At 57.7% G+C, this 24,008-nt stretch carries 19 protein-coding genes and 1 pseudogene; 5 read left to right on the top strand and 15 right to left on the bottom strand.

Annotated features, from left to right (window positions below):
• The 3 genes and pseudogenes from BMY45_RS28205 to BMY45_RS19195 form a co-directional block, all read left to right on the top strand.
• Positions 1-1,795 (top strand): annotated as a pseudogene (locus BMY45_RS28205) (hypothetical protein); the annotation flags it as partial.
• A gap of 454 nt (positions 1,796-2,249) precedes the next feature.
• On the top strand, positions 2,250-2,609 hold the full coding sequence (locus tag BMY45_RS19200; RefSeq protein ID WP_092400284.1) for a DUF6124 family protein: 360 nt from the start codon (positions 2,250-2,252) through the stop codon (positions 2,607-2,609).
• Between the two features lie 200 nt (positions 2,610-2,809).
• Positions 2,810-6,724, top strand: a complete 3,915-nt coding sequence (locus tag BMY45_RS19195; RefSeq protein ID WP_092400282.1) for a hypothetical protein — start codon at positions 2,810-2,812, stop codon at positions 6,722-6,724.
• Between the two features lie 66 nt (positions 6,725-6,790).
• On the opposite strand, the gene BMY45_RS19190 is transcribed toward BMY45_RS19195, so the two are convergent.
• The 9 genes from BMY45_RS19190 to BMY45_RS19145 all read right to left on the bottom strand — a co-directional run bounded on the left by BMY45_RS19190 (position 6,791) and on the right by BMY45_RS19145 (position 17,060).
• Positions 6,791-7,720, bottom strand: a complete 930-nt coding sequence (locus BMY45_RS19190; protein WP_092400280.1) for a hypothetical protein — start codon at positions 7,718-7,720, stop codon at positions 6,791-6,793.
• Positions 7,721-7,758: 38 nt separating this feature from the next.
• Positions 7,759-9,315 carry a hypothetical protein gene (locus BMY45_RS19185; protein WP_143071666.1) on the bottom strand — a complete coding sequence of 519 codons (1,557 nt, stop codon included), beginning with the start codon at positions 9,313-9,315 and terminating at the stop codon, positions 7,759-7,761.
• Positions 9,316-9,354: 39 nt separating this feature from the next.
• Positions 9,355-10,938, bottom strand: coding sequence for a hypothetical protein (locus BMY45_RS28250; protein ID WP_218189646.1), 1,584 nt, complete (start codon positions 10,936-10,938; stop codon positions 9,355-9,357).
• A gap of 718 nt (positions 10,939-11,656) precedes the next feature.
• Positions 11,657-12,310 carry an HAD family hydrolase gene (locus BMY45_RS19175; RefSeq protein WP_092400276.1) on the bottom strand — a complete coding sequence of 218 codons (654 nt, stop codon included), beginning with the start codon at positions 12,308-12,310 and terminating at the stop codon, positions 11,657-11,659.
• A 46-nt stretch (positions 12,311-12,356) separates the two neighbouring features.
• Complete coding sequence (locus BMY45_RS19170; protein ID WP_092400274.1) at positions 12,357-13,346, bottom strand: ABC transporter ATP-binding protein; 990 nt, start codon at positions 13,344-13,346, stop codon at positions 12,357-12,359.
• Positions 13,343-14,143 (bottom strand): ABC transporter permease, encoded by an 801-nt coding sequence (locus tag BMY45_RS19165; protein ID WP_092400272.1) that lies wholly within the window; start codon positions 14,141-14,143, stop codon positions 13,343-13,345. Before BMY45_RS19165 ends, BMY45_RS19170 begins: the two co-directional genes overlap by 4 nt.
• A complete protein-coding gene (locus tag BMY45_RS19160; protein ID WP_177193369.1) occupies positions 14,130-14,966 on the bottom strand; it encodes an ABC transporter permease in 837 nt (278 codons plus the stop codon). The genes BMY45_RS19165 and BMY45_RS19160 overlap by 14 nt, the downstream gene beginning before the upstream one ends.
• A gap of 5 nt (positions 14,967-14,971) precedes the next feature.
• The gene (locus BMY45_RS19155) at positions 14,972-15,778 is read right to left on the bottom strand and encodes an alkaline phosphatase family protein (protein ID WP_092400268.1); all 807 of its coding nucleotides are present in this window, start codon (positions 15,776-15,778) and stop codon (positions 14,972-14,974) included.
• Positions 15,779-15,992: 214 nt separating this feature from the next.
• Positions 15,993-17,060 (bottom strand): ABC transporter substrate-binding protein, encoded by a 1,068-nt coding sequence (locus tag BMY45_RS19145; RefSeq protein WP_092400264.1) that lies wholly within the window; start codon positions 17,058-17,060, stop codon positions 15,993-15,995.
• 349 nt (positions 17,061-17,409) lie between these two features.
• On the opposite strand from BMY45_RS19145, the gene BMY45_RS19140 reads away from it, so the two are divergent.
• Entirely contained in the window at positions 17,410-18,141 is a 732-nt protein-coding gene (locus BMY45_RS19140) for a UTRA domain-containing protein (protein WP_092400262.1), read from the top strand.
• Positions 18,142-18,148: 7 nt separating this feature from the next.
• Here BMY45_RS19140 and BMY45_RS19135 read toward each other — a convergent pair whose 3' ends face one another.
• The 6 genes from BMY45_RS19135 to minC form a co-directional block, all read right to left on the bottom strand.
• Positions 18,149-18,331, bottom strand: a complete 183-nt coding sequence (locus BMY45_RS19135; protein WP_047229644.1) for a hypothetical protein — start codon at positions 18,329-18,331, stop codon at positions 18,149-18,151.
• 277 nt (positions 18,332-18,608) lie between these two features.
• The gene (locus BMY45_RS19130) at positions 18,609-19,898 is read right to left on the bottom strand and encodes a M18 family aminopeptidase (protein WP_092400260.1); all 1,290 of its coding nucleotides are present in this window, start codon (positions 19,896-19,898) and stop codon (positions 18,609-18,611) included.
• Between the two features lie 207 nt (positions 19,899-20,105).
• The gene (locus BMY45_RS19125) at positions 20,106-20,741 is read right to left on the bottom strand and encodes an RluA family pseudouridine synthase (protein WP_092400258.1); all 636 of its coding nucleotides are present in this window, start codon (positions 20,739-20,741) and stop codon (positions 20,106-20,108) included.
• 194 nt (positions 20,742-20,935) lie between these two features.
• Positions 20,936-21,190 carry a cell division topological specificity factor MinE gene (gene minE / locus BMY45_RS19120; RefSeq protein ID WP_003179111.1) on the bottom strand — a complete coding sequence of 85 codons (255 nt, stop codon included), beginning with the start codon at positions 21,188-21,190 and terminating at the stop codon, positions 20,936-20,938.
• Positions 21,190-22,002 (bottom strand): septum site-determining protein MinD, encoded by an 813-nt coding sequence (gene minD, locus BMY45_RS19115; RefSeq protein ID WP_042728954.1) that lies wholly within the window; start codon positions 22,000-22,002, stop codon positions 21,190-21,192. The genes minE and minD overlap by 1 nt, the downstream gene beginning before the upstream one ends.
• A gap of 199 nt (positions 22,003-22,201) precedes the next feature.
• Positions 22,202-22,939 (bottom strand): septum site-determining protein MinC, encoded by a 738-nt coding sequence (gene minC / locus BMY45_RS19110; RefSeq protein ID WP_092400256.1) that lies wholly within the window; start codon positions 22,937-22,939, stop codon positions 22,202-22,204.
• Between the two features lie 118 nt (positions 22,940-23,057).
• Between minC and BMY45_RS19105 the strand changes: the two genes are divergently transcribed.
• Complete coding sequence (locus BMY45_RS19105; protein ID WP_092400254.1) at positions 23,058-23,990, top strand: lipid A biosynthesis lauroyl acyltransferase; 933 nt, start codon at positions 23,058-23,060, stop codon at positions 23,988-23,990.
• The last annotated feature ends 18 nt before the right edge of the window (positions 23,991-24,008 follow it).

The following is a 24,008-nucleotide window of genomic DNA, read 5'->3' as shown; positions in this document are numbered from 1 at the left end:
CTCGATACCCTATTATTCAGGCCGCCAGCCCGGCGACCACCTCTACATCGTGTTTGAAGGCCTTGATGCCAGTAACACCCCAACCGGTTTCGACGATAACGCCTACGTCGGCTCTGAGGCGGATGGCGATCCGGTCTTGCGTAATGTGAACAAGGCTGAAATCAAGAAACTCGATGGCGGCTCGCTCACGGTTTATTACTGGATCAATAGCCAACGTAAATCCCTGGAGCTGCTACTGTCCGTGGGCAGCGGCCAGCCGGAAATGGAAAAACCCGATGTCATCGAAGCCGGCAGCAACGATGTGCTGGACCCGGACAGGGTGAATCCCAATGTAGGGGCCAATGTTTCAGCGCCCTACACGGGTACCGTGCCCGGCGACATCATCGGGCTGCGCTGGAGGGGCTCGCGGGTGAGTGCGCCGGCTGACGAGCGGCCACTCAATTCCAGTTCGGCGGGGGCCCCCGTACCGTTTACCGTGCCCTACCGCTATGTGATCGATAATTTGAACGGCACGGTGGATGTCGACTACTACCTCAAGCGCGGCTCGGAGCCGCTGCGTTATTCCCGGGTGCGGCCATTAACCATCGGCGCAGCCATGAACCTGACGGCGCCCAGCGTCAAGGAGGCTGGCGGGACTGCACCGAATCAGCAATTGAACCCGGTGGCAGGCAAGGACAACCTGACCGTGGTGATACCGGATTACGGTGTGCAACCGGGCGATCAGGTCAGCGTGACTTGGGCAGGCACTGCTGGGGATGGGTCCTACACCACTCCGGTGCAGATACTGCCTCCCAATCGTGAGATTACGATGCCGGTCTCGGTGATTGCCTACAACTTGGGCAAGCCTGTGACCGTGACCTACACCGTGACCCGTGGCAGTGAATCGCCGCCGTCGGATTCGCTTAATTTGGCGGTGCAGGCGATGCCTGTGGCCAGTCTGACGATACCGTTGATTCGGCAGGCAGCGCAGGGAGGGATTGGAACTGAGTTAGATCTGAATAAATTCACCGGACATGCCAGCGTCAGTGTCGCACCGTGGCCGTTGATCGCGGCGGGTCAGCGAGTTTGGTTGAAGTGTGAAGGGACTGCTGCGAGCAATGGTTCGAATTTCACGATTACCTTGTATGCCGGCTCAGAAGTCAGTTCAAGTCAAGTGACTGGGGGGCTTTCCAGGCCACTGTTACGGAGCGAGCTTGAGAGACTGCGCGACGGTTCTGCGCTCAAGATTGTGCTGCTGGTGGCGTTCAATGGCACTAATAATCAGAGCGAGGCAATTACCTTCCCGCTGCGGACTTATACAATCAGGAAAGCACCAATAGTAATCACCGAAAACTTTGATGCGCAAACGACACGGTTGATCGCCGTAGGTGAGACTATTGACACCCCGTCCATGACCATTCGTTTCGTGGCCGGCGACGGTACTGCAGGGATTGCTCCGTTAACCGATGCATCGCCGGGGGACAATCCTGCGTATCAGCCTGTACCCGGCAAGCGAGAAGGCCAGCTTCTACACATGCATTACAAGAGCACCGGTACGGCTGGGCAGCGTCTTCGCCTGGACCTCAAATCAGTATATTCACGAGTCAGCTTCTGGTATTTCTGGAGTGACAAGACTCATCAAGTCCACTGCTATGATCGGAATGACCAATTATTGGATTCAAAATCTCCTCCGTCCCCCACGAAGGGGGACTCTGTTTTAATAGAGTTCGCTGCCTCCGGTATTGCGCGCATTGACTTCCAGGTTATTGGCGGTATGGACTGGTTGGCAATGGACTTCTTTACCTTTACGCCTTAGCGGGCTCCGAAGTACTGGTCGATTTCACGCAAAAAGGGGACGCATTTATTTACCAGAAATACACCCTGTGAAAGCGAGGAAACTCGCTTTCACAGGCCCGAGCTTACCGAAACTGCGGCCCACGTCATCCTTCAGCCTCTGACTACCCCGCCTTGCGCCATTGCCTACAACTGCGCCAGAATTCGCCGGCTTGTGCGCCTGTGGGCCGGGCTTTATCGTTTCCAGGTCGCTGAGGAATCAGTGACCGGGTTTGGTAGCCCGTCTCCCACATGACGCATAGCGTCACCTTTGGCGGTGTCTTTTTTGGCATCTGTCTAATGGTGGCCATGCGCAGGGCGCTCTCGGGCGCGCCGGTTTTCCATGTGGGCCGGTCTACCAACCTTCGTATGGCCGCCACCCAATCGTTTGGTAGCGAGGGTGATGGCTCCTTTAAGCACACATGGAGCTTCATCTTATGTTCAAAGTAACCCCCAATCCGCCGGATGCCGATTCGACTTCCTCCAGCGAAACCCTCGATTCAAAAGCATTCGACCAAGCCGCCGCACGCGCCCTCGATTTTTACCTGAAGCCAAAACAGACCCAGCCCGACACCGATCCGCCTCCAGGCCAATTATTCACCGTTGTAAACGGCGTCGACACCGAATGCCTGCTCGCCAACCTCAGCGAAACCCTGGCTTCGGCCGATGCCATGATCAGCGACTTGGCCTTCGAACTGGACGGTTCACGACGTCATGTGACGCTGGGTATTCAACAGTTGATCGAACTGGGTGGATTGTTGGCGAATCGGGCGTTGGATGAGGTCAACCCGCGCTAGCCAACTCGCCACAGGAAAAGACGATTGGAAGGGGCTGGGGATAAACCTAGCTCCCTTCACTCACCGATAGACGGCCCCGGTTTCTCCCTTCGAACTGTCATTCCTGACAGTAGACGTCACGCCTCATCCGCCCGTTAATAACCCGACGGTTGTAGGCCACGCCCCCTCTGCGGCGAAACACCCGACGCAAGAGTGTTTCCATGAAAAAGTCATCCAGCTCTGCCGAAGCAGGCAGCGACAGCTCATTACGCCTTGATCCTCTGTATATCCCCAACATAGCTCCCGCGTTCGAAGACTACGCCGGCGGCATCGGGGTTGCGCTGGTCGAGGACGGTTTGAAGTGCTACGTCGACCTCTGGTTTCCCAACGGGGACGGGGACGCGATCGCCTTCTATTGGGACGATGCACAAACCCCGGTCTGGTTCGACACCATCGATGCCAATCCCCCCGATCGGCTGCGGATTCACCTCAACAGGGGCTTTATCCTGGAGGGCGATGCCGAGCCGGTGTTCTACAGCGTGACCCGCCCGGGGCAAATCCCCGTGGACTCGCCACAGCAGAAGTTTCTGGTCAAGCTGCGTCGCCCTGGTGGCTATGACGATGAACCGTCGATTCCCGGCCATTCGGGGCTGCGCTATGAGGTGCCGCAGCACATTATCGACAATGGCGTCGGGCCCATCGAAGCCGATGCCGGGGTGGATGTCACCATCCTTCATTACGAAAACATGCGCAAGAGTGATCGCATTCGTTTGGCGTGGGGGAAGGCGACGGTGGAGCACACCGTCCTGCCGGGCGAGGTGGATACGGATATCACCATTCATGTCGACAGAGCGACTATCGAGGCTGGAGAGGACGGGCAGGTCACCATCGCTTATCAGGTGGTGGATGTTTGCAATAACTACCCCGACGAGCGCGCGCCCTGGTCGGCCGAGACGATTGTGGTGGTCGATCTGGGCGGCAATCGTCTCGATGCTCCGCAAGTGCTGGTCAACGATATCCCCACTCGGGTGATCGACCTCGAACAACTGGCCGGGGCCGACGTCATTTGCCGGGTGTACGTCAATTCAACCGACCATGCGGTGGGGGATACCCTGCGCCTGACCTGGGTTGGCACGCCTGCGCAGGGCAAGTCCCAGGTCATCGTCGGGCCGCTGGACAAGACCGTCGAATACGTGCCATTCCAGTATGATTTTTCGATTCCCAATGCAGACGTGGTGGCGATCGCCAAGGGGCGGGCCTCGGTGTCCTATCTGCGGATCAGGAACGGCGAGGCGAATCGTCCGTCCAACAATGCCCCTGTGACCGTTGTGGGCGACATTCTGCGGCCCGCTGCCCCGGGCTTCGTTGGCGTGACGGGCGATACGCTGGATCCGGGCCTGAATTTCTATACTGTCTCCATCCCCTATTACCCGGGGCGCCAGCCAGGAGACCATCTCTACATCGTGTTCGAAGGCCTTGACGCCAGTAATACTCCGTACGATTTCGACGATAACGCCTACGTCGGCTCGGAGCCGGACGGCCAACCCGTCCTGCGTAACGTGGACAAGGCTGAAATCAAGAAACTCGATGGCGGCTCGCTCACGGTTTATTACTGGATCAATAGCCAACGTAGATCCCTGGAATTGCAATTGTCCGTGGGCACCGGCCAGCCGGAAATGGAAAAGCCCGATGTCATCGAAGCCGACAGCAATGATGTGCTGGACCCGGACAAGGTGAATCCCGATGTGGGCCCCAACGTTATTGTTCCTTACACCGGCACCGTGCCCAACGACATTATCGGGCTGCGCTGGAGAGGGTCCCTCAGCAGTCCGCCGGATGACGAGCGGCCACTCAATACCAGCTCAGCGGGCAAACCGGTACCGTTTACCGTGCCCTACCGTTACGTGATCGATAACTTGAACGGCACGGTAGATGTCGACTACTACCTCAAGCGCGGCTCGGAGCCGCTGCGTTATTCCCGGGTGCGGCCATTGACCATCGGCGCGATTACCGCACCGACTCTGGAGAGCGTGAAGGATGGAGACAGGGAGGAAATCGAGGACAACACGATAACGCAATGGCCCAACGTGATCCTGTCCGGCCGGGCTCAGGGCAACGAGCAAGTCGAAATATTCGATGGCGGCACGTCATTGGGTACCGTCGATGTGCCGGAGAGTGGTCATTGGCAATATCCGGTGAATAGATTGTTGTCAGGACCTCATAGTCTGTATGTCGAAGCGCTTTATGGCAGTGGGCTTCCACCGTCCGTCACCCGTCGTTTCACGGTACGGCTCAACCTGATCGAACCCTTGATCCCCAAAGCCTATAACCCGCCGGCCAACGATCGGATCCGGATGAGTGACATCTACGCCGACCAGTATCTGGACGTTGAAGTCCCGCACTACAAGGGCATGGACTCCATTCATTCGCTCAAGGTCCGTTGGGAAGGTCGGGTGGGCTATCACGACGGCGATATTGTCGTAGTAGGTCCCAATCCGGGACCCAGGCGGCTGCGGATTCCCCGGCTGGAAGTGATCGACAATATTGGCGGCTCTGTGACGGTGGGTTATAGCGTCAAGGAAAACGACGATGCCCAGACGCTTGAGTCGCAACGCCTGACCTTGCACATTGACCCGCAAGCCCTGGATCTGCCGGCCCCTACATATTCGCGTAGCGCGAGAAGAATCACCGTGGATCACGCCGATATCCGAACCGGCTACAAAATCAGGGTGAGATGGACGATCGACGGTGTGGCGCTTGAGGGCCCGGAAGAGGATGTGTACACCGGGCAACCCTATCACTACGACGTTCCCGCCGAGTGGATCGGGCAGAGCCAGGACAAGACGACCTTGGTGAATTACTCGGTCAGGCGAACGGGCAGTAGCGAACTCTCGATGTTCTCGCAGGTATTGAGACTGACCTTCAATGAACCGGCCATCAGCGATATCCGTGACTCCAGGGGCAGCATTGCGCCGGGGGGCAATACCGCAGAGACAAGTGTCACGGTCACCGGTACGGCGAGCAAGCGCGAGCGGGTGCAACTCTTCGATGTGGGTAACCCCGTACCCATCAGCGCGCCGGCCCTGGCGGATGCCACTACCGGCATCTGGAGTGTCACGCTCGACGGCCTGGCCGACAAGCTTTATGTCCTCAAGGCCAAGGCGCTTTATGGCAGCGGCCTGGAGTCTTCTGAGCGACGGTTTACCGTCAGGGCAATTGTCGCCCCGACGCTGGAGAACGTTAAGGGAGGGGACGGGCAGGAGATTGCGAATAACACGACGACGCCATGGCCAAATGTGACTTTGTTCGGCAAGGCGCAGGCTAACGAACGAATCAGAGTGTTCGACGCAACGACGGTGCTGGGGACTGTCGATGTGCCGAGCAGTGGCAATTGGGAATATCCGGTGAACAGATTGTTGTCCGGCCTCCATCGTCTGCGTGTCGAGGCACTTTATGGCAGCGGATTGCCGGCTTCAGCCACCCGCAGTTTCACGGTAAAACTCGATCTGCTCAAACCGTCGGTGCCCAAGGCCTATAACCCGCCAGCAAGGGATCGCCTGCGCATGAGTGATATCTACTATGACCAGTACCTGGAGGTTGAAGTCCCGCATTACAAAGGCATGGATTCGATCCACTCACTCAAGGTGCGTTGGGAAGGCCGGGTCGGCTATCACGATGGCCCGGTGGTCCCGGTAGGGGCCAACCCCGGCCCACGGCGATTGCGGGTTCCCAGGCTGGAAGTGATCGATAACATCGGTGCTTCCGTGACGGTGGGTTATAGCGTCAAGGAAAACGCCAGCAGCGAGACGCTGGAGTCCCAGCGCCTGACCTTGCACATTGATCCTCAAGAATTGAACTTGCATACCCCGACATATTCCAGCGCCGTGAAAAGAATCACGGTGGATCACGCCGACATCAAGACCGGCTACAAAATCAGAGTGAGATGGACGATTGACGGGACGGCGCTTGAGGGACCAGAAGAGAACCTGTCTACCGGGCAGGCTTATCATTACAACGTCCCCGCCGCATGGATCACGCAGAGTCAGGGCAAGACCGTATTGGTGAACTATTCAGTCTGGCGAACGGGCACTACTGGCCTCACGATGTTTTCGCGGGTGTTGAGATTGACTTTTTGATGAGCGGCTAGCAGAGCGGTGCAGGTGTAACGTTGGGCCGGAATCCGGCTCAACGCTACCTGTGAATCAGAAGACGGCCTGATCAGCCTCTCGGTACTCGAATGTTGCTTGCCCCTGAAAAGTACCGGGTAAGGTGATTCGAATAATGGGTAACACGATTCCTGTCAGCTCATGAAAGCGTCTCTGATCGTGCTGAACGGATTGAATACCCGTCTCCAGAGTATAAAAGAATGCTTCAATGGGTAACTGGCCGGGAATACCCGCACGCCAGGTTTCCAGCTTCATGTCACTTGGCTTTTCGTAGGCGCCAGGAAATACTAACGGACCGGTCAATAGTGCCTGATAAAAGGTTGGGGCTGTCGGGGCCGCAGAAGATGGACTGACGTCAAAGCCGCAACGTTGGTCCGCTCTGGGGTACATGACGAAATGGACATACCACTGTCCGGCTAGATGAATGCCTTGTAAGCCGCAAGCTTCACTGATGAAAGGGGTATTTCGATGCGCGCCACAACCCTTATTGGAGCGAGCGTCCGACTCACCGTCAATGGGGAAAAAACACAGAATTTCTATCCTTAACTTATCGTTTGGTATGTTTAAAGGGGGGAGGAAAATGTAGCCCTTGTCATACGTGTATGCCAGACGTTTCATGTTGAAGTCCGAGCGTAAGTAAGAAAACGAAGTCCCGCCTACCCGTATCGCTGTGTCACTGGGGTCCCAGGCATCGTAAGGCTTGTTTTCTGAATGGCTCGTGCCCCGCAGTATTATTCCCGAGCATAAAAAAGCAGGCTTGTCGACCGAACCACAGTCTGCACGGGTGTCCTGATAGCGTCGGCGAAGTTCATCTGCCATTGCCAGGCCCTGGAGCGGTTCAACAGAGGCAGTTGTAGCGGTGTCCGAGGGCCCGTTAATACCGGAAGCATCTGGCTCGTGAACTCGAAATGCTGTACAGCCTTGGAACAAAAAAATACATGCAAGGGTCACAAGTACCTTGTTCATCTTCTTATTCTCTTTGCCAGATAAAATTTATGTTTGGTTTATAAGTTGACTCTTAGTATGTGGGAGAACATTCGCTGCTGCGTGCTGTTCTTGCGAACAATCGAGTAATTGATCAACACCGTTTTTCCGGCGTTTTCGCTTATCCAGGCACTGGGGATATTAAATACATTGGCCTGGCCGGTGGTCACATCCTGTGTTTCAGTGTCGCGCGTTGTTACACCGACCCAACGGGCCCTGACGGTATAGCCAGTTTGACCGCCATAGTCCACGGTCACTTTGGAGGCCGAGTAACTGGGCGCCGGCAAGGGGTGGACCGTTTGCGGGTCGATATGCAGTGTCAGCCTCTCTGACTCGATCGTTTCACCCATCCCTTTTTCCTTGACTGAATAGCCGACTTCGACAGAGCGACCGATATTATCGATGACTTCCAGTCGAGGTATAGGGATCAGTCTTTTTCCGGGGGGATCTCCGACGGGGATAATTGCGCTGTTGTAGCTGACCCGACCCTGCCAGCGCACCCTGATGGTGTCGGTGGCATGCATGCCGGTGTAATGCGGTACTTCAACATCCACATGAGCATCGGTATAGATATCGCTCATTTTCAGATGGTCGCCCGCCGCGTTATAGGCTTTCGGTACTTTGGGTTTGAGTTTTTCCGGTGTCTCTGGAAGAACGGCTTGATCGGCGTCTCGATATTCGAATGTGGCTTGCCCCTGAAAAGTGCTGGGTAAAGTAATTTTGATGATGGGTAAAACAATACCTGTCAGATCATGGAAGCGTCTCTGGTCATGTTGCACCGAGCTGATGCCCGTATTAAGGGTGTATATGAAAGCCTCAATGGGTAACTGGTCAGGAACGCCGGTGGGCCACGTCGTTAATTTAATATCGTTGGGCTTGTCGAAAGTCAGAGGGAAGACCAACGGCGCTGTCAATAAGGCTTGGCGGAAGACAGCGGCTGTGGGAACACTGGACGTTTTACTGACGTCGAAGCCGCAGCGCTTTATGGATTGGGGGTATTTTACGTAATGATCACGCCACTGCTCGGCGGTATTGATATTTTGTAAACCGCACGGTTCACTGACTATGGGGGCTTCTCTGTTTGCACCACAGCCTTTGTCGGAGCGATGATCCGACTGGCCGTCAAGTGGGAAAAAGCACAGGATTTCGATCTTTAATTTATTGGCGGGTGTGTCCATGTAAGGGAAAAATATGTACCCCTTGTCATAAGCGAACGCCAAACGCTTCATGTTGAAGTCCGAGCGTATGTAAGAAAATGAAGTGCCCCCTACACGTATCGCGGTGTCGCTGGGGTCCCAGGCATCATAGGGCTTGTTTTCTGAATGGCTCGTGCCGCGCAATACAATCCCCGAACACAAAAAGGCCGGTCTATTGGCCGAACCGCAGTCGGTTCGGGTGTCCTGGTAGCGTCGGCGCAGTTCATCCGCCATCGCCGGGCCTTGAAGAGATTGAACGGGGGCAGCCGTAGCGGTGTCCGCTTGCGAACTAATAGCATCACTGTCTGGCTCATGTGGGAGAAATGCTGTACAGCCTTGTAATAAAAAAGCACACGCGAGCGAAATGAGTAGTTTGTTCATTTTTCCGCCCTCACGGGGGTGGCCGATTAATGGATTTGTTTATAAGTTGATTCTGAGAACTTGGGAAAACATGCGTTGCTCAGTACTGTTCTTGCGAACAATCGAGTAATTGATCAACACCGTTTTTCCGCGGTTTTCGGTTATCCAGGCGCTGGGAATATCAAATACATTGCCGAAGCCGGTCTTAACATCTTGTGTCTCAGTATCTCGGGTCACAACACCCGTCCAGCGAACCCTGACGGTATAGCCTGTTTCGCCGCCATACAGCACGGCCACCTTAGAGTTCGAATCCACGTAAATCGGCGCTGGTAATGGATCAATCGCTTGTGGATCGATATGCAATGTCAGCCTGTCTGACTCGATCGTCTCACCAACCCCTTTTTCCTTGACGGAATAGCCAACCTCCACAGACCGGCCGACATTGTCGATGACTTCCAGTCGAGGAATCGGGATCAGTCTTTTTCCGGGGGGATCGCCAACTTCGATAATGGGACTGTTGTAGTTGACCCGACCCTGCCAGCGCACCCTGATGGTGTCGGTGGCATGCATGCCGGTGTAATGCGGTACTTCAACATCCACATGAGCATCGGTATAGATATCGCTCATTTTCAGATGGTCGCCCGCCGCGTTGTAAGTTTTGGGTACCTTGGGTTTTATTTTTCCCGGCGAGACGGGGAGTACAGCTTGATCTTGTGCACGGTAAACAAACGTGGCGTCCCTCGCTTGAGTAGAGGGCAACGTAAGTAAAATAATGGGAACTACTATCCCTCCTGTCTCATTATAGAAATCCTGCTGATCATGCTGGGCGGTGGCCAAACCGCTACCAAAATAGAAAAAAGCCTCGAGTGGAAGCGTGCGTCCAACACCCTCGGGCCAAGTCGCCAGTCTCAGTTCATTCTGAACAGTGAATGATTCTGTGGCATTCAGTGCCATGGCTTGCAAGCTGGCATTGAACGCACTTACGGCTCCTGCGCCCAATCCTGATCTGACATCAAACCCACATTGGTGACGTCGACGAGGCTCCGCAGGAACACTTATGTAATGGGCATACCATTGAGTGGCGGTCATGATGCCTTGGTTTTGACATTCACGGCTGGTGTTGGGCTCAGCGATATTGGTGTTGTAATCGCAGCCTTGTTTATTAGGTCTGTTGTTGGTGTCGGCATCGAGTGGGAATGAGCAGAGAACATGAATGTTCAATTTTCCTTCAGGACGTTGAAGGGGAGGATAAAAAATAAAACCATTGTTATAGCCATAGGCTAGCTCTCTATATTTTGAGTCGGCCCGTAAATAAGAAAAGGAGACGCCACCGCTAATTTGTGAGGATGGACTTGGGTCCCATGCATGGTATCGACCTGATTTGGTGGCTCTGAAGATGATGCCAGAGCATAAAAAGGCGGCCAAATTAGCAGCGCCACAATCTTTGGCCAGGTTATTGTAACGTTCAGTTAGATTGCGGGCGGTTGCTTCGCCGGTACCATCATAAGTATCAAAACTCTGAATCTCGGTAGGCGTCGACGGTAACTGAGTTGAACATCCAAAAAATATGACAAGCACGGCGGCTGTGAGTAATGCTTTTATGCCGGTGTACATGGGGTTCCAGTGTTCAAAATGCTTGTTCATGAGGGCTCCCGTCGTGGGGGACTGTCGAGAAGAACAGGACGTGGAGTTATTAACCTGCGGATACAAGCATGCGTCTACTGTTAGAAATAACAGGTCAACGCAAGAAAACGCACCATCTGTCGGTTAGCCTGTGCGATCTGTCAGGTCTGACAGTAGACACCGCACAAAAAGCCACCCTGGAGTGAGTTAAGAGAGTCATGGATGTTTCTCTGATGAGTACGCACTAACAGAGGAGGTAGTGTGATGGCTACGAAAGAACTCCGCATGACCCCAAAATATATCGACGGCGATAGGTCGCCTGAAGTTGTCTTGGAAATCTATAAGGGCAAACAACTGCAGTTTGCGACCTTTGTCTCTGCGTCGAAAAAGAACGGCCCCTACTGCCATTCAAGTGGAGCGGTCTCAGGGACGGAACAAGGAAAAGGGCTCGAAGGACGATACTGCCGCCGGCAATATCAAGATGAATTATGGCTTGGAAATCCTTGCAGGCGACCCGCCAGCCGGCCGGTCCGCATTGCCCGAGACACCACTTTCCCCTGTGGAGAGGGAGCTTGATCCCGCTCGGCTGCGCAGCCGTCGTAAATCCGGCCGATACGGTTCGCCAGTAAGACCCTTTGGGGCGGCTGCGCCACCCCGCGCAAGCAAGCTCCCCCCACAGAAACCACCCTGTTCCCGGTCCAAACCGAGCCTGAGTGTTGTTTCGAGAATGAATCCGTGTTCACTTCCAGGTATGAATCGGCCACCCGGCCGATTCGGCATGGGCCTTCAACACCGGATCCGGGTTCACCACATGGGGGTACTCTACCCGCTGTAGCAGCGGCAGGTCGTTGCGCGAGTCGGAATAGAAACTCGCACCCTCAAGGTTTTCTTCCTCGGCATCCAGCCAATCCAGCAGTCGTGCGATCTTGCCTTCGCGATAGGTCAGGGTGCCGACGGTCTTGCCGCTGTACACCCCATGGGTCACTTCCAGTTCAATCGCCAGGATTTCATCAATGCCCAGGCGTTCGGCAATCGGCTTGACCAGGTGCGTGCCGGAGGCGGAGATCACCAGGATCCGGTCACCGGCCTTGCGGTGTTCTGCGATGGTCTTGGTGGCGTCGCTGAAGATGATCGGTTCGATGAAGTCTTCCACCCATGGCGCCACCAGGTGTTCGATTTCTTCCGGGGTGCGGCCGATCATCGGTTCCAGGCTGAAGTCCATGTACTCTTCCATGCGCAGCTTGCCGTGGCTGTAGGCGTCCATCAGCTCGTTGTTGCGACGCATGAACGACTCTGGATCGACCCAGCCCAGGCGCCCCATCTGCTCGCTCCAGAGGGTGGCGCAATCGCCGTGGATCAGGGTTTCGTCCAGATCAAAAATTGCCAGGGCCATCAGCGCGTTTCCCTTTTCAAAATCAACTTCAAAATCAATAAAGCCATCAGGCTACCTCACACAGCGCCGTCGAATCGATGGAAAGTGACAGTCGTGTGCCATCGGGGTGCAAATCGGCGGCGGAACGATTGAGTACGTCGACCACCAGCTCTACGCCGCGGGCCTCGACCCGGTAGCGGATCACGTTGCCCAGCAGGCTGTGGCTGCGGATCAGTGCATCGGGCTCGCCGCTGCGGCTCAGTTCGATGGCTTCCGGACGAATGGCGATGCGACCGGTCACTGGCCGTTGCAGCAGTTTGCTGGCGCTGTCGGCGTCCAGCAGGTTGTAGTTGCCGATGAAGCCGGCGGCAAAGACATCGACCGGCGCAGTGTAAAGGGTTTCGGCATCGCCGCTTTGTACGATCTTTCCCTGGTTCATCAGGAAAATCCGGTCGGACATGGTCAGCGCTTCTTCCTGATCGTGTGTGACGAAGATTGTGGTCAGGCCAAGTTCGCGTTGTATCTGTCGGATCTGTTCGCGCAAATGTTTGCGAATCCGCGCATCCAGGGCCGACAGCGGTTCGTCCAGCAGCAACAGGCGCGGGCGGGTCACCAGGGAGCGGGCCAGGGCCACGCGCTGGCATTGGCCGCCGGAAAGTTGATGGGGGTAGCGAGCGGCGAAGTCGTGCAGCTCCACCAGCCGCAAAATCTCCAGTACCCGCTGACGGCTGTCCTCGGTCGCAACCTTTTGCATGCGCAGGCCGAAGGCGACGTTCTGTTCCACGGTCATGTTGGGAAACAAGGCGTAGCTCTGGAACACCATGCCGATCCCGCGTTTTTGCGGGCTCAGCGGGACGATGTCCTGACCGTCCAGCAGGATCTGACCGGCATCCACTGTGGTCAGGCCGGCGATGCAGCGCAGCAGTGTGGACTTGCCGCAGCCGGAAGGGCCGAGGAGGGTGACGAACTCGCCCTTGTGGATTTCGCAATTGATGTCGCTGAACACCGGTGTGCCGGCATAGCTTTTTTGCAGGTGTTGGACGCTGACGTAGCTCATTGGCTTTTGTCCTTGTTCAAGATGTTGGCCGCCCAGGTCAGGACCAGTACGAAGAAGAAGTAGGAAATCACCAGCGCACTGGTGAAGTGACCGCTGCTGTTGCGCATGTTGTTCAGATACACCTGCAGGGTTTCATAACGGGTGCCGACGAGGATGTTGGCAAACACGAACTCACCGAACAGGAACGAGAAGGACAGCAGCAACGCCACCATCAAGCCCTTGCGCAGGTTCGGCAGTACCACCAGCAAAGCCGCCTGGAAGGTGCTGGCACCGAGCAGTTGGGCGGCGTCCATCAGGTCGCGCAGGTTGATCGCTTGCAGGTTGTTGGTGATCGCGCGGTACATGAATGGCAGGGCAACGGTGAAGTAGCAGCCGATCAGGATCCACGGCGTGCCCACCATCGCCAGCGGCCCGGAACCGTAGAGTTGCAACAGCCCCACCGACGACACCACCGGCGGCACCGCGAAGGGCAGCAGGATGAGGATGTTCATCAGTGCGTCGAGTTTCGGGAAGTGGTAATGCACCACGAACAGCAGCGGCAGGATCAACACCACTGAGAGTATCAGTGCGCCGACGCAGACGATCAGCGATTGGCCGAAGGCGTTGAGAAAGCGCGGATCGCTCCACAGCTGCACGTACCATTTGAAGGTGAAACCGCTGGGCAGCACGGTGGCCGACCAACTGCTGGCGATGGAGTAGATCAGCGTGCCGGCCAGGGGCAGCAGCAGGATGGCGAACAGCAGGTACACCACCACCCGATGATAGAGCCCGGCAGAGCTCGATTCAGCGCGAGACATGGTAGCTCCTCTTGAGCAGCAACTGATGGACGACGGTCACCAGGGTCATCAATGCCACCAGCACCACGGCCAGGGCGCTGGCCATGTTCGGGTCCAGGGAGATGTCTCCGGAGACCATGGCGGCGATGCGAATCGGCAGGACGTTGAAGTTACCGGTGGTCAGTGCGTACACCGTGGCGTAGGCACCGAGCGCATTGGCCAGCAGGATCACGAACGTGCCCAGCAGCGCCGGGGTCAGCACCGGCAGGCCGATGTGCCGCCAGTACTGCCAGCCTTTAGCGCCCAGCAGCGCGGCGGACTCGCGCCAGTCCTCGCGCAGCGCATCGAACGCCGGATAGAGCAGCAGCACGCCCAGGGGAATCTGGAAGTAGGTGTAGAGAATGATCAGCCCGGTTTTCGAGTACAGGTTGAAATCTTCAATGATCCCCGCCTGTTTGAGCATGATGGTGATGCTGCCGTTGAACCCCAGCAAAATGATGAAGGCGAAGGCCAGGGGTACACCGGCGAAGTTGCTGGTCATGTTGGCGAAGGCGTTGACGAAGTTGCGCAGGCGCGAATCGACCCGACGCAGGGAATAGCTGCCGAGTACGGCGATGATGATGCCGAACACGCTGGACCAGAAGCTGATTTCCAGGCTGTGCTGGATCGCTTGGCGGTAGAACTTCGAACTGAAAATCTTGCTGAAATTGGCCAGGCCCCAACCGAATTCTTCCGATTCCAGACTGTTGACCAGCACCCAAAGCAGCGGCGCGATCTGGAACACGATGAAGAAAATCGCGAAGGGCACCAGGCACAACGCTGCCAGCCATTTGCCGCGCGTCATAGCATTCACTTGAGCAACTCCTGGCAATAGGGTTTGTCGTGGGCAACGCCGAGCAACTGGCAAATGCTGCCGCACAGTTCGGTCTGCCGGGGTGCGGCATCGGGGTTGAGGCTGAAGCCGCTGCCCAGCACAAACAGTGGCACTTGCCGTTCTTCAGCCAGCAGGCCGTTGTGGGAGCGGTCGTTGTTCATGCCGTGGTCGGATGTCACCAGCACCTGATAACCGGCGTCGAGCCAGGCTTGCAGGTAAACCGCCAGGTTGATGTCGGCCGAGCGGGCGCTGTTGCGGTATTGCGGGCTGTCGAGGCCGTGCTTGTGGCCGGCATCGTCGATGTTCATGGGATGCACCAGCAAAAAATTCGGCAGGTGGCGCTGACGCAGGTGTTCGGCGTCGGCAAACAGATGAGAGTCGGGGTAGTGGTCGTTCCAGTAGAAATGGCCGTGTTGAATCGGCAGTTCGGGGTTGTCGGTATGACGATCACGACCGGCCACGAACGGCGAAGCGTTGTAAAGCTCGCTGACCCAGTGATAGGCGGCGGCTGCCGTGCTCAAGCCGCCTGCGGTGGCGTAGTGGAAGATGCTGCGCTGGTTTGACAGGCGCGAGACGTTGTTGTGCACGACCCCGCTGTCCAGCGGCACGACGCCGGTGAGAATGCATTCATAGAGCGGACGGGACAGGGCGGGCAGTTCACATTCCAGTGTGTAGAGCGCCGCGCGTCCTGCGCTGACATAGGCCTGCAAATGTCCCATGGCATGCCGGGCGACCTCATAGTTGAGGCCGTCGAGCACCACCAGGATGACGTTGTGCTTCATGGGTACCGGGACTCCGGATGGAAACCAGAAAACTCGGATTCACCAGGGACCTGATGTGAAAGCCAGCCTCTGTGGGAGCCGAGCTTGCTCGCGATGAAGGCGACACGGTTCAACTGCACGACCGTTTCATCGTTCATCGCGAGCAAGCTTTGCTCCCACAGTGCTCGCTCCCACAATTGGATCTCCAGTGGATTTCCGAGCGGGAGCTATTGCCTCACTCCATATTGATGATCACTTCTTCCTGCCACTTCTGCGGCAGTGTCTTGGAGGTTTTTTCCCACGCGTCCGCATCCTTGATCGGGGTCACGCCTTTGTACTGTTCGTTGGGCAGCAACTTGGCCTTGACCTCTTCAGGCAAGGTCAGGTGCTCGGCGCGGATCGGACGGGCGTTGCCCTTGGCCAGGTTGATCTGGCCGGCGTCGCTGAAGATGTACTCGCGAGCCAGTTTGGCGGCGTTCGGGTGCTTGGCGTATTTGTTGATGATGGTGGTGTAGCCGGAGATGACCGAGCCGTCGGACGGAATCAGTACGACGTAATCATCCGGATTGGCCATCTTGGCCTTGTAGCTCAGGCCGTTGAAGTCCCAGACCACACCGACTTCGACCTCACCTTTTTCCATGGTGGCGATGGTAGGGTTGGCCATGGATAGGCGCCCTTGCTTGGCGATCTCGGCGAACATCAGCAGCGCCGGCTGAACGTTTTTCTCGTTGCCGCCATTGGCCAGGGCCGCTGCCAGCACGCCGTTGGCGGCTTGGGCGGCGGTGCTCACGTCACCAATGGAAACCTTGTATTTGCCGGTTTTCAGGTCGGCCCATTTGGTCGGCACTTCGGAGCCGTGCAACAGCTTCTTGTTGACGATGAAAGCAATGGTGCCGGTGTAGGCCAGGGCCCAGTTGCCGTCCTTGTCCTTGGCCCAGTCCGGAACCTGTTCCCAGGTGCTCGGCTTGTAGGGTTGAACCACGCCTTGCTTGACCGCGATCGGGCCGAAAGCGGCGCCAACGTCACCGATATCGGCGCTGGCGTTGTCTTTCTCGGCGGCGAACTTGGCGATTTCCTGGGCCGAGCTCATGTCGGTGTCGATGTGTTTCAAACCATAGATTTTGGCCAGGTCATCCCAGGTGGCTTTCCAGTTCGCCCAGTCATCGGGCATGCCGACGCTGTTCACGGTGCCTTCCGCTTTCGCAGCGGCTTCCAGTGTTTTCAAATCGGTGTCAGCGGCCATGGCAGCAGTGCACATGGCAATGGTCGAGCCTAACAGTGATGCCAGGAAAAACTGTTTCATCCGAAGCTCCTATGGGCGTTTTCAACGCTGCGATTGCGGTTGTGTTGGTCTAGGTCAGCAATACCTGAGCCAATGTAGGCGAGCTCTGTGACATTTTGATGTCGGTGCAGGAAAGGTTGGCCCGTGTCAGGCTGGGGCAAAGTGGCTGCCAACTAAGCGTAGACCATGGTTAACCGGCTGATCTGCAAGGACTTGGCCGCTAACTTGCAGGCATGGCAATGAACCGTTCGGCGGTTCTGTCATCTACCAGTCATGTGCAGTGCCTAGGCTTGCAAGCATGAGAAACGGATGGATGTTCCATCGATTTCGCCCCGAAAGAGTGCTGGTCTAGTCCAGATAGGTAACGTTGATGCGCATCGAGACAACCAAAGCGGTGACAACCATCGGGCAAGTCCTGCAGGAGCAGCTCGACCACGGTTTGCTGGCGCCCGGCAGCAAGTTGCCGGCCGAGCGCAAGCTCAGCGAATTGTTCGGCACTACCCGCATCACCGTGCGTGAAGCGTTGTTGCAGCTCGAAGCCCAGGGGCAGATCTATCGCGAGGAGCGCCGTGGCTGGTTTGTCTCGCCGCCACGCCTGGCCTATAACCTGATGCAGCGCAGCCATTTCCACGCCATGGTGACCGCCCAGGGGCGGGTGCCTTCGACTCAGGTGATCTCGGCCCGCCTGCAGCCGGCTTCGGCGGCAGTGTGTGCCTGGCTGCAATTACCGGCGCTGTCCAGTGTGATCCAGATCTGCCGTGTGCGGCGTATCGATGAGCGGCTGGTGCTGTATGTCGAGCACTACCTGAACCCGCAGTACTTCCCGGACATCCTCGAATTCGACCTCAATCAGTCCATCACCGAGTTGTACGCCCGTCATTACGACTTGCACTACGGTCGGGTGAAGTTCGAGATTGTGCCGACCTCGCTACAGCCTGAAGCGGCGGCGGCGTTGAAAGTCTCGGTTGGCAGCCCTGGTTTGCGGATTGCCCGGGTCAATTATGACCAGCATCAGCGGCTGATCGATTGTGACCTGGAGTTCTGGCGTCACGATGCGATTCACGTTGGGGTAGACGTGCCGGAACAACCCCCGGCTGCCTGAAGTGAGGTCAGATCGACTCGTTGAGTTTGGCCAGGATCCTGAACACCACCGTGGCGAGGATCAGCAACATGCCGATCCACATGGCAAACACCCCGACGTTCTTGTCTCGGAAGTTGAAGCCGATGGCCAGCAGGATCATGCCGGCGATGATGGGCACCAGCATGGCGTTGAATGCAGACATCGGGATCATGGCGACGGCCTTGTCGGGGGGCGATAAGGTCAGTTTAGTTGGGGTTTTGCCGGGGTGTGATGATGTGGGTCACATCACCCAATCCAGAGGCGAACATCATTGTGGCGAGGGAGCAAGCGCCCGCTAGACCTGTAGGAGCTGCCGAAGGCTCGGGCCGCGTTCGGACGATCTTTTGATCTTTCGCTTGAAACTCAAGTGTCTGGGGAAAGATCGCAGCCTCGTTGCACTCGACAGCTCCTACAGGTCTAGCGGGAGGAAGCGCCCTCGCCACAAAGGCTCAAGGCAACTCACGACTCGCATAAAACGCGCTCAACACCTTCACCAAATGCGCCAGGTCGTGACTGCCGCACAGCTCGCGGATCGAGTGCATGGCGAACGTCGGCAAGCCGATGTCCACTGTGCGTACACCCAACTGACTGGCGGTGATCGGGCCGATGGTCGAGCCGCAGCCCATGTCACTGCGCACCACGAAGCTCTGCACCGGTACTTCCTCGGCCATGCACAGGTGACGGAAGAACCCGGCGGTTTCGCTGTTGGTGGCGTAGCGCTGGTTGGTGTTGACCTTGATCACCGGCCCGGCGTTGAGTTTCGGACCGTGGTTGGCGTCGTGTTTGTCGGCGTAGTTGGGGTGCACGCCGTGAGCGTTGTCCGCGGAAACCAGCAGGGATTTCTGAATGGTCCGTGCGAACTCTTCACCTTCAGGCAGCAAACGACGCAGGGTTTGTTCCAGCATCGGACCGTCGGCGCCACAGGCCGAGCAAGAGCCGACTTCCTCGTGGTCGTTGCACACCAGCACGCAGGTCTCTTCGGTGTCTGCGTTCAACAAGGCTTGCAGGCCGGCGTAGCACGACAGCAGGTTGTCCAGGCGTGCGCCGGCAATGAAATCGCCATGCAGGCCGATGAGCGCGGCGCTTTGGGTGTCGTAGAAACTCAGCTCGTAATCGAGCACCACGTCGGCGTTCAGGCCGTGCTCGCGGGCCAGTTGGTCGGTGAGCACGGCACGGAAGTCGACGCGCTCGTCACCGGCGAACTGGGCGAGGATCGGTGGCAACTCATTCTGTGGATTGATCGCCCAGCCCTGGTTGGCTTCGCGATTGAGGTGGATGGCCAGGTTCGGAATCGTGGCGATCGGCGCCTTGAAATCGATCAACTGGCTTTCGACCTTGCCATCGCGGCGGAAGGTCACGCGCCCGGCCAGGGACAAATCGCGGTCGAACCACGGCGCCAGCAACGCGCCGCCATAGACTTCCACGCCCAGTTGCCAGAACCCGTGGCGTTGTAGTTCCGGCTGGGGCTTGACCCGCAGGCAGGGGCTGTCGGTGTGGGCGCCGACCAGGCGGATGCCGTCGTGCAGCGGCGAGTTGCGGCCCAGCTTGAAGGCGATGATTGAAGAGTCGTTGCGCGTGACGTAGTAACGGCCGTTGGCCTCGGTGGTCCAGGTCTCGCGTTCGTCAAGACGCTGATAACCTTCCGCCTCCAGGCGTTGGGCAAGGCTGGCGGTGGCATGGAACGGGGTGGGGGAGGCCTTGAGAAAGTCGATCAGGCCCTGGTTCAACTCTGCGCGCATAAATAACTCCAGACAGCAATGCGCGGGAGTTTACCGTATTGGGGGGCGATGGGGAGGGTGCCCAGTGATTGATATCTGCGTTGAATGTACCGCCCCCATCGCGAGCAGGCTCGCTCCCACAGGGGGCTCAGGGTGAACACAAATTTTGTGTACGCCTGCAATCCAATGTGGGAGCGAGCCTGCTCGCGATGCAAGCGCCGCTATTTTTCAGAACGGTGCCGGGCACTCGAAGCGCAGGCGTTCGCCGCTTTGTGGGTGGGTGAAGCTGAGCATGCTGGCGTGCAGGCACAGCCGTGGCCACGCAGCGAGGGCCTGGGGATGGGCGTAGAGGCCGTCGCCCAGCAGCGGATGACCCATGGACAGCATGTGCACGCGCAACTGATGCGAGCGCCCGGTAATCGGCGTCAGTTCGACCCGGCACCAGTCGCCGCAACGCTCCAGCACGCGCCAGAAGGTCAGGGCGTGCTTGCCGTGCTCATGATCCACCACGTGGCGCGGTTTGGTCGGTGGGTCGTAGCGCAGGGGCAGGTCGATGCTGCCGCTGTCCAGCTCCGGTTGGCCCCAGCACAATGCTGTGTAGGCCTTTTCGGTTTCCCGGTCATGAAACTGCCGAGACAGTTCGCGATGGGTGTCCGGGTCTCGGGCCAGCAGGATGATGCCGGAGGTTTCCCAGTCCAGCCGGTGCACGATTCGCGCTTCCGGGTAGCCGTTTTCCTGCAGGCGGGTGATCAGGCAGTCTTTGTTATCGTCGGCCCGGCCGGGCACGGACAGCAGCAGGGTCGGCTTGTCGACCACCAGGACGGCGGCGTCCTGATGGATGATGCGGATGTTGGACAGGGGCATTCAAACAGTCTCGTAACAAACGCCAACGGCGGCTCGGGCCTATCGCCGTCCTGTATGTAGGGGCTGGCGAAGCCTGCGATCTTCGAACTTACTTGAGTCTCAAGTGCAAGATCAAAAGATCGCAGGCTTCGCCAGCTCCTACACACACACACAGAGCGATGAGACCCGAGCCGCCGTGGCTCCCGCAGGATCTATCAGCGATCCGGCAGGGTGATATTGAGTTCCAGAATCGAGCAACTGCCCTGGCTTTCCAGCGCCACATGCACATCATCAGACCCGATGTTGACGTACTTGCGGATCACTTCCACCAGTTCTTTCTGCAAGGCTGGCAGATAATCAGGGGTACTGCGCTGGCCGCGCTCGTGCGCCACGATGATCTGTAGACGCTCTTTCGCGACCGAGGCGGTACTTGGCTTTTTGTTGGCACGAAAGAAGTCAAAAAGATTCATTACCTACCTCCAAACAGGCGCTCGAAGAAACCTTTCTTCGTTACATCGAGGAATCGATGCTCTACGGTTTTGCCCAGCAGGCGATCGACCGCGTCGCTGTACGCCTGACCGGCGTCGCTCTGGTCGTCGAGAATCACCGGCACACCCGAGTTGGAGGCCTTGAGTACCGCTTGGGATTCAGGAATCACACCCAGCAGGGTAACAGCGAGGATTTCCTTGACGTCTTCGACGCCCAGCATTTCCCCATCGCTGACGCGTTGCGGGTTGTAGCGGGTCAGCAGCAGGTGCTCCTTGATCGGCTCTTCGCCGTTCTCGGCGCGACGGGATTTGCTCGCCAGCAGGCCCAGCATGCGATCGGAGTCGCGTACCGACGAGACTTCCGGGTTGGTCACGACGATCGCTTCGTCAGCGAAGTACATGGCCAGGTGGGCACCTTTCTCGATACCGGCCGGGGAGTCGCACACCACGAACTCAAAGTCTTCCTTGAGTTGCATCAGCACTTTTTCCACGCCTTCCTGGGTCAGCGCGTCTTTGTCGCGGGTCTGGCTGGCGGCCAGCACGTACAGATTCTCAAGGCGCTTGTCCTTGATCAGGGCTTGTTGCAGGTTCGCTTCACCGTTGACCACGTTGACGAAGTCATAGACCACGCGACGCTCGCAACCCATGATCAGGTCGAGGTTACGCAGGCCGACGTCGAAATCGACAATGACTGTTTTATGGCCGCGCAGAGCGAGGCCGGTACCGATAGCGGCGCTGGTGGTGGTCTTACCCACACCACCCTTGCCGGATGTAACCACGAGAATCTTGGCCAAGGTGTTTCACCCCTAAGGAAAAAGGACTTTTTCAGCCCCTGAAAAACATCTCTTGAAACTGCTGCAATTGGACAGGCTTGGCTGGAATCGGATGCTGGACGGGTCTACCTCCGGTAAACACTGCCTTATCCTTTTTCCTACGTCGTTTAAGCCGTTTTCGCTACGTTTTAGAGATGCTTGGAAAATGCGGCAGTATCCGTTAAAGCCGAATGATGTTCAACACGTCGCCCGACAGGCTGACCTGGACACCGGCCCCCCACAGCGGGTCGCGACGCAGATCCTCGGAAACCTTGTACTGCCCGGCGATAGAGACCAGTTCAGCGCTCAACTGCTGACAGAAAATCCTGGCTTTCGTATCGCCCTTGACACCGGCCAGGGCACGGCCACGCATCGGGCCGTATACATGGATGTTGCCATCGGCCAGAAGTTCCGCGCCCGGGCTGACCGAGGACACCACGACCAAATCGCCACCCTGGGCATAGATCTGCTGCCCGCCACGTACCGGAGAGGTGATGACCCGGGTCGGCTTGATGGTCGGTTCTGGCGGTTTTTCCGGCTTTTTCCTGGCCTCGGCCGGACTCAGCTCCAGCACCCGTTCCCGGGCGCCGGAAGGCGGCAGCACCGGAATGTCCACGGCGATGGCGGCGGCGATGTCTTCGATACGGCTGGCCCGGATCGCCAGGGTGCGCAGGCCGTGCTGGCGGCAAACCCGCATCAGGCCCGGCAGATCCACGGCGCCTTCGCCGGCCGGCAGCTTGTCCAGGGCCAGTACCAACGGGGCATTGCTGAAGAAATTCGGGGCCTGGGCGACTTTGGCCGCCAACTGCCGGTCAAGGCTCTCCAGGTCGTTGCGGGCCAGCTCCAGCACCGTAATGGCGAGCATGCTGCCCTTCAGCTGGAACACGGGATCTTGGTCTAGCGGTTCGGTTTGGCTCATGGTCGGCGTACAACGGCTTGTCACTAAAAGTGCCGAGACTTATAACGAGATCGTCCCCGGGCCGCAAGCCGGGTCGAACGATGTAGAATGCGCGGCCCATGTCTTTATGGAAGCTGTAATGGATCGCCCGCGTTTTCGAGCTGCATTTTTTCATCCGCGTTTCTGGCTGCTGTGGTGCGGTCTGGGGCTGTTGTGGCTGATCGTTCAGTTGCCCTATCCGCTGCTGCTGCGCGCCGGTCGTGTATTGGGTGCGCTGATGTATCGTGTGGCCGGCGACAGACGGCGCATCGCCCAGCGCAATCTGGAACTGTGTTTTCCTGAAAAGTCCGCTGCCGAGCGTAAGCGCCTGCTCAAGGAAAATTTTGCCTCCACCGGTATCGCCTTCTTTGAAATGGCCATGAGTTGGTGGTGGTCGCGCTCGCGCCTGGCGAAGCTGGCCCATGTCGAAGGTCTGGAGCATCTCAAGCAGGCCCAGCGCGAGGGCAAAGGGGTGATTCTGATGGCGCTGCACTTCACCACGCTGGAAATCGGCGCGGCCTTGCTCGGCCAGCAGCACACCATCGACGGCATGTACCGCGAGCACAAGAATCCGCTGTTTGACTACATCCAGCGGCGTGGGCGCGAGCGGCACAATCTTGATTCCCTGGCGGTGGAACGTGACGACGTGCGAGGCATGCTCAAGCTGCTGCGGGCCGGTCGGGCGATCTGGTATGCGCCGGACCAGGACTACGGCGCCAAGCAAAGCGTCTTCGTGCCGCTGTTCGGAATCCAGGCCGCGACGGTTACGGCCACCAGCAAGTTCGCTCGTCTGGGCAAGGCATGGGTGGTGCCGTTCATCCAGGAGCGCCTGGCTGATGGCAGTGGTTACCGTTTGGTGATCCAGGCGCCACTGGAAGATTTTCCAGGGGAGAGCGAAGAGGCCGATTGCATCCGTATCAATCGGTGGGTGGAGCAGTCGGTCAGCCAATGTCCTGAGCAATACCTCTGGGCTCACCGGCGCTTCAAGAGTCGCCCGCCGGGCGAGCCCAAGCTGTATGACAAACGCGGTTAAGCCTGTCGTCCACTTATT

The organism is Pseudomonas sp. NFACC39-1 (assembly GCF_900110355.1).
In the GTDB taxonomy this organism is placed as follows: Bacteria; Pseudomonadota; Gammaproteobacteria; order Pseudomonadales; family Pseudomonadaceae; genus Aquipseudomonas; species Aquipseudomonas tehranensis.
The sequence above is the reverse complement of the archived record's forward strand: the minus strand, read 5'-3'. Positions and strand labels throughout refer to the sequence as shown.

Bases quoted from the DNA above. Each gene is read 5' to 3' on its own strand.
- BMY45_RS19200 (WP_092400284.1), top strand. From the start codon at position 2,250: ATGTTCAAAGTAACCCCCAATCCGCCGGATGCCGATTCGACTTCCTCC.
- BMY45_RS19195 (WP_092400282.1), top strand. From the start codon at position 2,810: ATGAAAAAGTCATCCAGCTCTGCCGAAGCAGGCAGCGACAGCTCATTA.
- BMY45_RS19190 (WP_092400280.1), bottom strand. From the start codon at position 7,720: ATGAACAAGGTACTTGTGACCCTTGCATGTATTTTTTTGTTCCAAGGC.
- BMY45_RS19185 (WP_143071666.1), bottom strand. From the start codon at position 9,315: ATGAACAAACTACTCATTTCGCTCGCGTGTGCTTTTTTATTACAAGGC.
- BMY45_RS28250 (WP_218189646.1), bottom strand. From the start codon at position 10,938: ATGAACAAGCATTTTGAACACTGGAACCCCATGTACACCGGCATAAAA.
- BMY45_RS19175 (WP_092400276.1), bottom strand. From the start codon at position 12,310: ATGGCCCTGGCAATTTTTGATCTGGACGAAACCCTGATCCACGGCGAT.
- BMY45_RS19170 (WP_092400274.1), bottom strand. From the start codon at position 13,346: ATGAGCTACGTCAGCGTCCAACACCTGCAAAAAAGCTATGCCGGCACA.
- BMY45_RS19165 (WP_092400272.1), bottom strand. From the start codon at position 14,143: ATGTCTCGCGCTGAATCGAGCTCTGCCGGGCTCTATCATCGGGTGGTG.
- BMY45_RS19160 (WP_177193369.1), bottom strand. From the start codon at position 14,966: ATGACGCGCGGCAAATGGCTGGCAGCGTTGTGCCTGGTGCCCTTCGCG.
- BMY45_RS19155 (WP_092400268.1), bottom strand. From the start codon at position 15,778: ATGAAGCACAACGTCATCCTGGTGGTGCTCGACGGCCTCAACTATGAG.
- BMY45_RS19145 (WP_092400264.1), bottom strand. From the start codon at position 17,060: ATGAAACAGTTTTTCCTGGCATCACTGTTAGGCTCGACCATTGCCATG.
- BMY45_RS19140 (WP_092400262.1), top strand. From the start codon at position 17,410: ATGCGCATCGAGACAACCAAAGCGGTGACAACCATCGGGCAAGTCCTG.
- BMY45_RS19135 (WP_047229644.1), bottom strand. From the start codon at position 18,331: ATGATCCCGATGTCTGCATTCAACGCCATGCTGGTGCCCATCATCGCC.
- BMY45_RS19130 (WP_092400260.1), bottom strand. From the start codon at position 19,898: ATGCGCGCAGAGTTGAACCAGGGCCTGATCGACTTTCTCAAGGCCTCC.
- BMY45_RS19125 (WP_092400258.1), bottom strand. From the start codon at position 20,741: ATGCCCCTGTCCAACATCCGCATCATCCATCAGGACGCCGCCGTCCTG.
- minE (WP_003179111.1), bottom strand. From the start codon at position 21,190: ATGAATCTTTTTGACTTCTTTCGTGCCAACAAAAAGCCAAGTACCGCC.
- minC (WP_092400256.1), bottom strand. From the start codon at position 22,939: ATGAGCCAAACCGAACCGCTAGACCAAGATCCCGTGTTCCAGCTGAAG.
- BMY45_RS19105 (WP_092400254.1), top strand. From the start codon at position 23,058: ATGGATCGCCCGCGTTTTCGAGCTGCATTTTTTCATCCGCGTTTCTGG.